Origin of the sequence: Glycomyces sp. NPDC021274 (assembly GCF_040641195.1) — a bacterium.
GTDB lineage: Bacteria > Actinomycetota > Actinomycetes > Mycobacteriales > Micromonosporaceae > Glycomyces.
The window spans coordinates 243,098-254,830 of the sequence record NZ_JBFADC010000003.1; the positions used below are offsets into that span (position 1 = coordinate 243,098).

The following is an 11,733-nucleotide window of genomic DNA, read 5'->3' on the forward strand; positions in this document are numbered from 1 at the left end:
CGCGTGGCTTCGCGGGCCCGAGGGGGTGCGCGGGGGCGGTGTCGTGCCCCCACCGAATTAGTTCAGTTTATTTATAATATAGGGCCGCGCCGCGGTCGGCCAGTGCGGAGAGCGTTTTCGCTCCCTTCCCGGCCGACCGCGGCGCGCGGCATCGCCTATGCAGTTGACGCTCCGCCCTAGCGGACCACCGGCAGCTGCTGGGTGCGGTCCATGTCCGAACCGTCCCGCTGCTTGTTGATCGGCAGCGGCGCCGACTCCGACTCGAAGACCCCCAGCGACGACGGCGACTCGTACCCGCTGCCCGCCGAAGGCAGGTCGAAGCTCGACCCGCTCAGGGACGACGAAGGCGAGGACGACGCGAGCGTCGGCTCCTCCTCGCCGCCCGAGACCAGGCCGAGCTGGCGGCGCAGGTCCGTCAGGTTCGAGCCCGCGCTGTCGCGCTGGCGCGACAGCGCCTCGACCTCTTCGGCGAGGGGCTGCACGCGCTCGGCGGCGCGCTCCTCCGCGGTGCGGCGCAGGCGCTCCGCCTCCTTCGCCGCGTCGGCCTTGACGATCTTCGCCTGCTCGACCGCGCGGTGCAGCGCGTCCCTCGCCTGCTGCTCGGCCTCCTCGCGGCGCTCCACCGAGCGGTTCTCCGCGCTGCGGGCCCGCTCCTCGGCGAGCGCCAGCCGGTCCTCGGCCTCCGACACGATCCGCTGCGCGGTCGCGATGGCCTGCTGGTGCCGGTCGGCCTCCTCCTTCTGGGCGCGCTCGCGCCGGTCGGCCTCGGTCAGGATGAGCTCCTGAGTCTTCTTCTTGCGGTGCTCGGCGGCCTCCGAGAGCAGCCGCTGGGCCGCATTGCGCTGCTCGTCCGACTCGCGGGCGGCATGCGCCTTGAGCTCGGTGACCTCGCGTTCGGCCGTGGCACGCTGGACCGCGATCTCACGCTCGGCCTGCGAACGCAGCTTCTCGGCCTCGGCCCGCGACTGGCCCTGGGCGGTCTGCGCTTCACGATGCGCGTCGGCAAGGGCCAGATCGTGGTTGCGGCGGGCGTTCTCGCGCAGCTCGGTCGTCTCGTTCACCGCTCGGGCGCGGATCTCGGTGACGTCCTGGTCGGTGGTCGCGGTGATCTCGGCGGCCTCGGAGTGGGCGGTGCGCATCATCGTCTCGGCCTCGGCGCGCGCCTCGTTCAGCATCGACGCGGCCTGCCGCTTGGCATCGGCCTTCTGGACGCCCGCGTCCTGCTCGGCGGCGCGCAGGATCTTCTCGACGCGCGCGCCGAGCCCCGCCAGGGTCGGCGCCTCGGCCTCGGCTATCTGCGTCGCCCGGTCGGTGACGCGGCGCTCCAGAGCGGCGATGCGCTCCTCGGCGCGGCGCAACTGCTGTTCCGCGGCCTCCAATGCCCGCGACGCCTCGTCGCGGTGCTGCTCGTGGGCTTTGATGTTCTGGTACAGCCGGGAAGTGAACTCTTCGACCTGATTGCGGTCGTAGCCGCGCATGGCGACAGCGAATTCGGGCCCGGATTCCTCGAAGAATTTCGACATGGTCTTCCAGAGTCACAGGAAACGGTTGATGAGTCATCATCACGCCTGAAGCGCCGGAAACCGGAGATGAACACGCCCGCGCCGCGTGTCGTGCTGAAAACGTCTAGAAGCCTGTATGCGAAAGGGCCTCAACCGAAGTCGACGGCTCCGGTGAGGCCCTCTACTGTGTTCGAACCGTTAACGGGCCCGGTCGGTCTCGTCCTCGAAGTCGCCCATGATCTCCTCCAGCAGGTCCTCCATGGCGACCAGGCCGGTGACCTCGCGGTCCGGGCCCGTGACGAGCGCGAGCTGGGCGCGCTGGCGGCGCATGAGCGTCACGGCCGCAGCCACGGTGGTCGCGGCGTCGACCAGTAGCGGCGCGGCGGCCATGTCGGCGACTGCGGCCCCCGGCTCGGCCTGCACGGCCTCGCGCACATGGACGAGACCCACCGGGCGCTCCTCCGCGTCGACCACGACCAGCCGCGAGCGGCCCGTGTCGCGGCTGCGCTCCTCCGCCTGCACCGCAGTCGAACCGGCCGCGATCGTCACGACCTCCGGCCACGGGATCGACAACTCCCCCACCGGGCGGCGCTGCACTTCGATGGCGTGCGTGAGCATCTGGTGCTCCGGCTCGCCCAGCATCCCCGCCTCCGCCGAAGACCGCAGCAGGTACCGCAGCTCCTCGGGCGAGTGCGCCTGCGCCTTCTCGTCCGCCGGCTCGACCTTGAGCGCCCTGAGGATCGCGTTCGCACCGTGGTTGAGCCCCAGCAGGATCGGCTTCGTCGCCCACACGTACCCGGTGAACGGCCAGATCAGCGCCATCGCCGAAGCCTCCGGGTGGGTGATCGCCCACGACTTCGGCATCATCTCGCCCACGACCATGTGCAGGAACACGACGATGAGCAGCGCGACCGTGAACGCGATCGGATGCGCCGCCCCCTCCAGGCCGATGGCGTGCAACGGAATCTCGAGCGCGTGCGCCAGCGCGGGCTCCGCGAGCGCGCCGAGGCCCACGGTGCACGCGGTGATGCCCAGCTGGGCGCCCGCGAGCATGAGCGACAGGTTCCTGGTGCCGCGCAAGGCGGCCCGGGCCGCGCGGGAGCCGTCCTGCTCGAGACGGTGCTGCCGGGAGGCCACGAGGGCGAACTCCGCGGCCACGAAGAAGGCGTTGGCGGCCAAGAGCAGCAGGGAGATCAGCAGTGCGGGACCGGTGCTCACGCGTTCACCTCCACGGGCAGGGGCCGCAGCTCGATCGCTTGCGGCACATGGCGGGCGCAGGAGACGACGACCATCCGCACCCGGCGGGGCGCGTTCTCGGCGACCTCCGGGGCGTCGCCGAGCTGGGGCACGGTGTCCACGTCGACGGTGTCGCCCGGCTGGGCGATGCGGCCGAGCAGGGCCATGACGAGCCCCGCGATCGTCTCGTAATGCTCGCCTTCGGGAAGCTGGATGCCCGTGGCGTCGGCGACCTCGTCGATGCGCCAGCGCCCGGGGATGAGCCAGGCGCCGCCCGCGAGCGAGACCGGGACGGCCTCGAAGCGGTCCTGCTCGTCGCGGATCTCGCCCACGAGCTCCTCGGCGAGGTCCTCGAGGGTCACGATCCCGGCGAAGCCGCCGAACTCGTCCACGACGCACGCCAACTGGCGGTGCTGGCTCCGCATGCGCTCCAGCAAGGTGGGCAGCGGCAGGGAGGCCGGCACGAGCAGGGCCGGGTCGGCGATCTCGCCGACGCGGACCGTGCCGCGGTCCTCGCGCGGGACGCCGATGACCTGGTTGAGGCCGACCACGCCGCGCAGGTCGTCCACGTCGTCGCCCACGACCGGGAACCGCGAATGGCCCCCGGCGAGCGCCGTGACCGCTTCGGCCACAGTGGCCTCCGCCGAGAGGGTCTGCACGTTGACGCGCGGGGTCATGGCCTGGTCCGCGACGGTGGCCGAGAAGTCGAGGCCGCGGTCGAGGAGTTCGGAGAGGCCCCGGTCGAGCGCGCCCTCGTCGCGGGAGACGTCGATGATGCGGTGCAGGTCCTCCGGGGTGGCGTTGTGCTCCAGCTCCTCCACGGGCTGGATGCCCAAGAGCCCCAGGAGTTTCGTGGAGGCGGCGTCGAAGAACCGGATGACCGGCCCGAACACGGTGAGGTAGGCGTGGGTGGGCGCGGCCAGCGCGAGCGCGAGGGCTTCGGTGCGGGCGATGGCGAGGTTCTTGGGGCCGAGCTCGCCGAGGATCATCTGGACGACGTTCGCGAACAGGAACGCGAACGCCACGCCGATGGTGACGGAGACGCCCGCCGGGACACCGGCGACGCCGAGGAGGTCGGCGAGGCCCTGGCCCAGGTACGGCTCGGCGAAGAAGCCCACGAAGAGCGCGGTGACGGTGATGCCCAGCTGTGCGCCCGAGAGCGCGAACGACAGGGACGAGCAGATCTGGAGCGCCCGGCTGGCCCTGGCGGCCCGGCGGGCGTCGCCGTCGTTCGCGATGTCCTCGAGACGGGACCGGTCGACCGCCGTGTACGCGAATTCGAGCGCCACGAAGAAGCCCGTGGCCGTGGTGACGGCCAGGATGATGACCAGTCCGATGACTATGAGCATCGATCACACCTCAGGTGCGGGTCCGTGGCCCGGAGCGGTTCGCCCGCACCGGGCCGGGGACTTCGATGTCGGCTTCGGCGAGGCTTGCGGGCCGTGACCGAGCGTCGTCTTCTTCGTCGCATGGGCCCGATCTTAACGGGACGGAAGGGCGCGGCAAGCGGTCATCTTTGCTCGCCCCGCCACAACACGATGTCAGTGGAGCGGCCGAACGGCCCGGCCATCGCCTGCAGGTCCGCGAGCTGCGCGCGGGCCCGCTGGAGCTCGCGCGCGAGCTCCTCGACGGCGGCGCCGGCCTCGGCCCGCACGGCCTGGACCTCGCGTTCGAGGTCCATGATCCGCTTGATCCCGGCGAGGTTCACGCCCTCGTCCTGGGACAGGCGCTGGATCTCCCGCAGGCGCGTCACGTCCCGGACGGAGTAGCGGCGGCCCCCGCCGGGCGTGCGGGCGGGCTCGACCAGTCCGAGGCGGTCGTACTGGCGGAGGGTCTGCGGGTGCATCCCGGCCATCTCCGCGGCGGCCGAGATCGCGAGGATCTTGGCGTCGTAGTCGATCTCGTCGGCGCCGCCCCCGGGGAGGCGCTGGTGGTAGGTGATCTCGATGCGCACCTGGTGGCGGGCGCCCATGTCGGAACGGCCGGCAGCGCGATCGTCGGGGCCGCCGGTGCGGCTCGAAGCGGTCACGGTTCCCTCCCTCGCTCATTGCTCGTCGCCGCGTCCGTGCCGCGGGACGCACGCGGCGAACGCCGGTGCATCCGTTGCAACAACGTCGGGCGGTCGACTTCTTCCGGCCGGTCCGATGCAGCGGCCGTACCGCTCTGCGCCTGCGCGGGAACGGACGCCTCACTCGCAATACGGTCCGCTTCCGAGGCCGCGCCGCCACTCAGTGTCTGAGCGGGGACGGGTGCCGTGCTCGCGGAACGGTCCGCTTCGGAGGCGGTCCCGCTGGTCGCCTGCGCAGGAGCGGACGCCGACCGGGCGCGGTAGGCGGCCGGGTTCGCGTACCGACCGGTGTCGGCCACTGGATTCGCCGACCGGGCGCGATACGCCGCCGGGTTCGCGAACTTGCCGGCGTCGGCCGCCGCATTCGCGGGTTGCGCCGGGACGGCTGCCGGATCCGCAGGCAGCGCGGTGATGGCCGCCGGGTTCGCCAGCGTCGCCGGCGCGGCCCTGTCGTCGGTCTCGACGATCGGCTCTGCCGCGGAACCGAGTCCGAATTCGTTGCCCGCGTGAGCGATCGTGGTCGAATCGGGGCGGCTGCGCAGCGTCGAGACGACGTCGGTCGCCGCGGACTTCGCCTCTGCGAGGCGTCGCACCACCGCGATGGCGCTCGTCGCGGCGACCGCGACCTTCACGTACGGGCGCAGCACCGGGACGGCGCTGGCGGCGGTGAGCCCGGCGCGCACGATGTTCGGGTGCGCCGCGATGACGTTCGCCGCAGCGGTCCCCAACTTCACCGCGCGGGACTCGGGAATGGCGCTCGCGGCCGTGCCGACCGCCCGCGCGACGCGAAAGCGCACCGGGACCCGGTCGACATCGTCTGCTTCGCGCGGCGGGCGCGCAAAACGATCCCGCACGCGCTGCACTCCAGGCACCTTCATCGTCCCGCCCCCGCTCCACGGATCGGGCCGTCCGCCGACGGCGCAGCGACGGCCGCACTCGGGCGACCAGGCAAAGTGCCAACGCGCCGCGCCCGGCGCAGCACCGCCGAGTCGCGGTTCGCGTTCTGCGCCACCGACTTCTGCGGCGAGTCGGCTGCAATCGACCTCGCACGGTCGCTCACCTGGGGTGCAGCGCCGACCGCCGCCAGGCGCACCGCTCGAGCGACGCGTTGAAGCGTCCAGCCCAGCAGTGCCGCATCGCGGTTCGCGTGCTGCGCAGTCGTCATCGGCCCGTTGGCATCCTGCACCGGGCCCTCGTTCGCCTCCGGCGCAACGACCGGCTCCGGGCGGGCCGTTCGACCGGCACCCCGAGACTCCCGGCGCTCTCGCGCCGAGTCTCGGATCGTGTGCCGCGGCAGGGAGATCATTGGCCCGTCAGCTCTTCCAGCTTCGAGCGGTCGGGCGGCGGGGCGGTGGCCGCGTACTTCTCCAGGGCCTCCCGGGCCTCGGGCGAGAGTGCTTGCGGCACTTCGACGTCCACCGTCACCAGGAGGTCGCCCTTGCCCGGCACGCCGCGGCCCTTGACGCGCAGGACGCGCCCGGTCGGGGTGCCCTCGGGAATCCGCAGTGTCACCGGACCGTCGAGGGTCGGGACCTTCACCTTCGCGCCCATGGCCGCTTCGGGGAAGGAGACCGGCAGTCGCACGGTCACGTTGTCGCCGTCGCGCGCGAACAGCGGGTGCGTCCGCACCGCCACCTTCACGAGCAGGTCGCCCGCGGGTCCGCCGCGCTCGCCCGGGGCGCCGCGGCCCGCCAGCCGGATCGACTGGCCGTCGCCGATGCCCACCGGGACGCGCACGGTGATGATGCGCTCCTTCGTCGTCGCGCCCGTGCCGCCGCAGTCGGCGCACGGGTCGCTGACCACGGTGCCCGTGCCCTCGCATTCGGGGCAGGGCTGCGCGAAGCTGAACGCGCCCTGGTTCTCCGTGATCAGGCCCCGGCCGCCGCAGCGCGTGCAGGTGGTCGGCGCCGAGCCGGGCTTCGCGCCCGAGCCGTGGCAGGTCTCGCACTCGCCCGGCGCGCGCATGCGCAGCTCGGTCGTGGTGCCCTTCACCGCGTCGGCGAAGTCGAGGGTGATGTGGGTGCGCAGGTCGTTGCCGCGCTGGGCGCCGCTGCGGCGCCGGTGGGCACCGCTGCTGCCGCCGCCGCGGAACAGGTCGCTGAAGATGTCGCCGAAGCCACCCGAGCCGCCCGTGTTGCCGAACAGGTCCTCGAGGTTGACGCCCCCGCCGCCCGGCATGCCGCCGAAGCCGCCGCGGCCGGACTTCATCAACTGGATCTGGTCGTACTCCTTGCGCGCCTTGTCGTCGTGGAGCACCGAATAGGCCTCCGAGACGCCTTTGAAGCGCTCCTCGGCGGCCGGGTCGGGGTTGTGGTCGGGGTGCAGCTCGCGCGCGAGCTTGCGGTACGCCCGCTCGATGTCCTTTTTGGAGGCGTCCTGCGGCACGCCGAGCATGGCGTAGAAGTCCTTCTCAAGCCATTCCTGCGATGCCACGGGACGCCTCCTCTGCTTGCTTATCGTTCGGGCGGGGACCTCAGGAGTCCTTGTCGCCCTTGTCCTTCTTCTTCTTGGTCTTGCCTTCGGCCTCGTCGTCCCCGGACGCTTCGGCTTCGACCGTCTCGGCGTCCGCGTCGGCGGCGTCCTCGGGCTCGTCGCCCTCGGCTTCGTCCACTTCCGCGTCCACCGGCTCGGCCTCGACGACCTCGGGCTCTTCCGCCGCAGCGGGCTCGGCGTCGTCGGACGGCTCCGCGACCGCCACCAGGGCGGGGCGCAGGAGCTTGTCGCCGAGCCGGTAGCCCGAGCGCATCACGTCGATGCAGGTCGGTCCGTCGACCCCCGGCATCTGCATGTGCGCCACGGCCTCGTGGATCTGCGGGTCGAACGCGTCGCCCTTCGTGCCGAAGGACTCCAGGCCGTGCTTGGCAAGCGCGTTGACGAGCTGCTCCGCGACGGAACCGAAGGGGCCGTTGAGGTCCCCGTGGTCCCGCGCCCGGTCCATGTCGTCCAGCACCGGCAGCAGGCTCTGCAGCACCGCGGCCGTCGCGAGCTCGCCGGAGCGGGCCTTGTCCCGCTCGACGCGCTTGCGGTAGTTCTGGAACTCGGCGGTGACCCGCTGCAGGTCCCGCGTGCGCTCTTCGACCGTGGACTGCAGGACGGCCACCGTGTCGTCCGCGGCCTGGCCGTCGTCCGAAGCGGCCGCCAGGATGTCATCGACCGTGAGCTCGGCCTCGGCGTCGCCCGCGTCGGACGGCGCGCCGGAGTCCTCGGGGCGCTCGTCCTCTGCGTCCTTGTTGCCTTCGTCCGTCACTTCTGGTCCTTGTCGTCGTCGACGATCTCGGCGTCGACGATCGTCTCCTCGGCGCCCGGAGCGTCCGTGTTCGGCGCGGCGGAGGGCTGCGAGCCCTGCTCCGCCTGGGCCGCCGCGTACATGGCCTGCCCGGCCTCCTGGCTGACCTTGGAGAGCTCCTCCGTGGCGGTCTTGATCGCCTCGATGTCGCTGCCGCCCAAGGCGCCCTTGAGGGAGCCGGTGGCCTCGTTGATGCGGCCCTTGAGGTCCTCGGGGATCTTGTCGCCGTTCTCGGCCAGCAGCTTCTCGGTCTGGTAGACCAGCGACTCGCCCATGTTGCGGGCCTCGGCCTCCTCCTTGCGCTGCCGGTCCTCCTCGGCGTGCTCCTGGGCCTCGGCCATCATCCGCTGGATGTCGTCCTGGGCCAGGCTCGAGCCGCCCGAGATGGTCATCGACTGGGCCTTGCCCGTGGCCGAGTCCTTCGCGGAGACGTTCACGATGCCGTTCGCGTCGATGTCGAAGGTGACCTCGATCTGCGGGACGCCGCGCGGCGCCGGCGGCAGGCCGGTGAGCTCGAAGGTGCCGAGCTTCTTGTTGTAGGCCGCGATCTCGCGCTCGCCCTGGAAGACCTGGATGAGCACCGACGGCTGGTTGTCGTCGGCGGTCGTGAAGACCTCCGAGCGCTTGGTCGGGATCGTGGTGTTGCGCTCGATGAGCTTGGTGAAGATCCCGCCCTTGGTCTCGATGCCGAGGCTCAGCGGCGTGACGTCGAGGAGCAGCACGTCCTTGACCTCGCCCTTGAGGACGCCGGCCTGGAGGGTCGCGCCGACGGCGACGACCTCGTCCGGGTTGACGCCCTTGTGCGCGTCACGGCCGATGAGGCGCTTGACCAGGTCGGAGACGGCCGGCATGCGGGTCGAGCCGCCCACGAGGATGACGTGGTCGACCTCGGAGACGTTGATCCCGGCGTCCTTGACGGCCTGCTCGAACGGCTTCTTGCAGCGGTCGAGGAGGTCGGAGGTCATCTGCTCGAACTCGGCGCGCGAGAGCGAGACGTCGAGGTGCAGCGGCCCGTCGGGGCCCGCGGTGATGTAGGGCAGGTTGATCGAGGTGTTGGTGGCGCTGGAGAGCTCGATCTTGGCCTTCTCGGCGGCCTCCTTGAGGCGCTGCATGGCCATCTTGTCCTTGGACAGGTCCACGCCGTACTGGCCGTTGAAGGTCTTGACCAGGTGCTGGATGACCCGGTCGTCCCAGTCGTCGCCGCCGAGGTGGTTGTCACCGGAGGTGGCCTTGACCTGGATGACGCCGTCCGCGATCTCGAGCAGGGACACGTCGAAGGTGCCGCCGCCGAGGTCGAAGACGAGGATCGTCTGCTCTTCCTCGCCCTTGTCGAGGCCGTAGGAGAGGGCCGCCGAGGTGGGCTCGTTGATGATGCGCAGGACGTTGAGGCCCGCGATCTCGCCCGCCTCCTTGGTGGCGGTGCGCTGCGCGTCCGAGAAGTAGGCCGGGACGGTGACGACCGCGTCCGTCACGTTCTCGCCCAGGTACGCCTCGGCGTCCCGCTTGAGCTTCATGAGGATGCGCGCGCTGATCTCCTGCGCGGTGTAGGACTTGCCGTCGATGTCGACGGCCCAGTCCGTGCCGATGTAGCGCTTGACCGAGCGGATGGTGCGGTCCGGGTTCGTGACCGCCTGGCGCTTGGCGACCTCGCCGACGAGCACTTCGCCGTTCTTCGCGAACGCGACGATGGACGGGGTGGTCCTGGCCCCCTCAGCATTGGTGATGACCGTGGCTTCCCCGCCTTCGAGGACGCTGACCACGGAGTTCGTCGTGCCGAGGTCGATACCGACCGCACGTGCCATGTTGATCTCCTGACGTAGTCGAACAGATGCCTCCGGGATTGGAGGCGAGTCTCTGTCTCAAGCGGCCGGGCGGGAACCCCGAACCAAGTTGAGCCGGATAGACTCAATGTTCGAACGGCAGGTGTCGACTGTCAAGTGGATCACGGACATTGTGATGCATCGCACGAAAGTTGAGTCGGGTCGGCTCAACTTTCGGTCGGGCGGTGCCCGAGCGGGCCGCGGGCGGTGCCTAGCGGACCGCTCCGGCGGCTTCGCAGCACTCGGTGAGGAGGTCGTCGGCGATCTTCCACGTGTCGCACGGCCAGGCCTGGTTGCAGGAGGCGCAGTCGATGCCGAGCAGTTGCTCGGGCAGGTGGTCGCGCCACATCGCGGCGGCGAGCGACCAGCCCATGATCTCGGTGATCCCCTGGGGCGCTTCGAGCGGCGGCGGCTCCTCCAGCGAGAAGAGCTTCGAGGGCTCCTCGCGGCGGGAGCGGCGCGAGCGGGCGGGGATCGGCACCACCATCGAGGCCGGGTCGGGCGCGGCCGGGGCGGCTTCGGCGGTGTGACGCGAGCGGCGGGGCGGTGCGGAGCGCTCCTGGCGCGGCAGGCCGCGGCCCGGTTCCGGCGCGTCGGTGTCGTGCGGCGCCTGCCTCGCTGAATGCTGCATGCTCACGCTATCTCCTCATTCGCCTTCGCTTCCGTGCACTGCGTACGCCTCTCTCACGGGTTAACGGTCGAGCGGGCCGCAAGGACACGGGTATGAGCACTCGGCACTCTAGTCCGCCTGGCGCCTATGGATGCGGGGGCGAACTCGCGAGCCATTCCGGATCACACGCGACACGAAAGTCCTTTCACTTTCACCATTTGCATTCTCCCGCCTTGCAGGTAGCCTGGGGCGCATCGCCCGCGAATTCCCGGCGAAGTTCACGTACCGATTCGGGGTGGCCTGCGGGCCAAGAGTTTCGGCAGTGGGGGCTGTGGCCCCTGGGCGAGAGGCGTTCCGGCCCAAGGCCGGAGCGCTGGACACGCGTTCTCCAAGAAGCGTAACCGAGGCCGCACTCTGGGCTGCACATCCTGGTTGAGCTGGGATTTCAAGAATGTGACGGACTCGAAGACTGGATTAACTTTGGGTTACCACGTCCGTTTTGCCCGAAAACGCCCCGATGACGTGTGGCATCATAGGATTATGCAGTCTCCTTCAGAAGAAGTACAATGGACGGTTGACGGTGGATTGATCACTCCCTACTTCGAGATCAAGACCACCTTCAGTCGAAGCGCGGGCAGCGAGCACCTGCGCGAGCACGTCTACATCTACGGTCTCGAGCTCGAAGGCGACGGCGAGATCGCCATGCGCTTCCGCCCCGAGCACCGCCACCAGCACGCCGAGGCCTCCCTCACCATCCGCGTCGACGACTCCAACTGGATCAAGACCGGAGCCGAATACCTTGGGGGCCAACACCTCGTCTCCACGGTGACCACCCGGGAGCACACCCACTGGTCCCTGTCCCCTGTGGACACCGAATCGGACGAGATCTGGCTGCGGCTCATCCGCGCCGGCGGCACCATCACCGTGGCCCACGCCGACGACGGCGTCGACTACACCACCATCGCCTCCACCTACCTCCCCGGCGGCGTCCCGGTCATGGCCGGCATCGCCAGCGCCCGTCCCGTCTCCGAGAGCTTCTGGGACGCCGCGCAGGACCTGGACATCGACGTCGGTTGAATGCCCTGGTTCCGGACTGCCACAACTGAAATCAGCGCTCTGGCGGTGGGGGCCAGCAGGCGCTGAGCATAGAGGTCGGGCCCGGTGGGCCCAGCGATCCCCGTCCGGCGGACCCGACCTGTGTGCTCAGCAGC

General features: G+C 70.6%; 10 protein-coding genes. 1 reads left to right on the top strand and 9 read right to left on the bottom strand.

Features of this window, described 5'->3' with window-relative positions; genetic code table 11:
* Positions 1-176 precede the first annotated feature (176 nt).
* The 9 genes from AB0I03_RS08725 to AB0I03_RS08765 form a co-directional block, all read right to left on the bottom strand.
* A complete protein-coding gene (locus AB0I03_RS08725; RefSeq protein ID WP_360408737.1) occupies positions 177-1,523 on the bottom strand; it encodes a cell division protein DivIVA in 1,347 nt (448 codons plus the stop codon).
* A gap of 177 nt (positions 1,524-1,700) precedes the next feature.
* On the bottom strand, positions 1,701-2,720 hold the full coding sequence (locus AB0I03_RS08730) for a hemolysin family protein (RefSeq protein WP_360408740.1): 1,020 nt from the start codon (positions 2,718-2,720) through the stop codon (positions 1,701-1,703).
* On the bottom strand, positions 2,717-4,087 hold the full coding sequence (locus tag AB0I03_RS08735) for a hemolysin family protein (RefSeq protein WP_360408743.1): 1,371 nt from the start codon (positions 4,085-4,087) through the stop codon (positions 2,717-2,719). Before AB0I03_RS08735 ends, AB0I03_RS08730 begins: the two co-directional genes overlap by 4 nt.
* Positions 4,088-4,248: 161 nt before the next feature.
* Positions 4,249-4,710, bottom strand: a complete 462-nt coding sequence (locus tag AB0I03_RS08740) for a helix-turn-helix transcriptional regulator (RefSeq protein WP_360409960.1) — start codon at positions 4,708-4,710, stop codon at positions 4,249-4,251.
* Between the two features lie 53 nt (positions 4,711-4,763).
* Positions 4,764-5,669, bottom strand: a complete 906-nt coding sequence (locus AB0I03_RS08745) for a hypothetical protein (RefSeq protein WP_360408746.1) — start codon at positions 5,667-5,669, stop codon at positions 4,764-4,766.
* Between the two features lie 439 nt (positions 5,670-6,108).
* Entirely contained in the window at positions 6,109-7,239 is a 1,131-nt protein-coding gene (dnaJ, locus tag AB0I03_RS08750; RefSeq protein WP_360408749.1) for a molecular chaperone DnaJ, read from the bottom strand.
* A 40-nt stretch (positions 7,240-7,279) separates the two neighbouring features.
* Positions 7,280-8,053: a nucleotide exchange factor GrpE gene (gene grpE / locus AB0I03_RS08755; RefSeq protein ID WP_360408752.1), complete on the bottom strand. Its 774-nt coding sequence runs from the start codon at positions 8,051-8,053 to the stop codon at positions 7,280-7,282.
* Positions 8,050-9,894 (bottom strand): molecular chaperone DnaK, encoded by a 1,845-nt coding sequence (dnaK, locus tag AB0I03_RS08760; RefSeq protein ID WP_360408755.1) that lies wholly within the window; start codon positions 9,892-9,894, stop codon positions 8,050-8,052. The genes grpE and dnaK overlap by 4 nt, the downstream gene beginning before the upstream one ends.
* 229 nt (positions 9,895-10,123) lie before the next feature.
* Positions 10,124-10,549 carry a hypothetical protein gene (locus AB0I03_RS08765; RefSeq protein WP_360408758.1) on the bottom strand — a complete coding sequence of 142 codons (426 nt, stop codon included), beginning with the start codon at positions 10,547-10,549 and terminating at the stop codon, positions 10,124-10,126.
* A gap of 558 nt (positions 10,550-11,107) precedes the next feature.
* On the opposite strand from AB0I03_RS08765, the gene AB0I03_RS08770 reads away from it, so the two are divergent.
* Complete coding sequence (locus AB0I03_RS08770; protein ID WP_360408761.1) at positions 11,108-11,599, top strand: DUF1349 domain-containing protein; 492 nt, start codon at positions 11,108-11,110, stop codon at positions 11,597-11,599.
* Positions 11,600-11,733: the final 134 nt, after the last annotated feature.

Bases quoted from the DNA above. Each gene is read 5' to 3' on its own strand.
- AB0I03_RS08725 (WP_360408737.1), bottom strand. From the start codon at position 1,523: ATGTCGAAATTCTTCGAGGAATCCGGGCCCGAATTCGCTGTCGCCATG.
- AB0I03_RS08735 (WP_360408743.1), bottom strand. From the start codon at position 4,087: ATGCTCATAGTCATCGGACTGGTCATCATCCTGGCCGTCACCACGGCC.
- AB0I03_RS08740 (WP_360409960.1), bottom strand. From the start codon at position 4,710: ATGGGCGCCCGCCACCAGGTGCGCATCGAGATCACCTACCACCAGCGC.
- dnaK (WP_360408755.1), bottom strand. From the start codon at position 9,894: ATGGCACGTGCGGTCGGTATCGACCTCGGCACGACGAACTCCGTGGTC.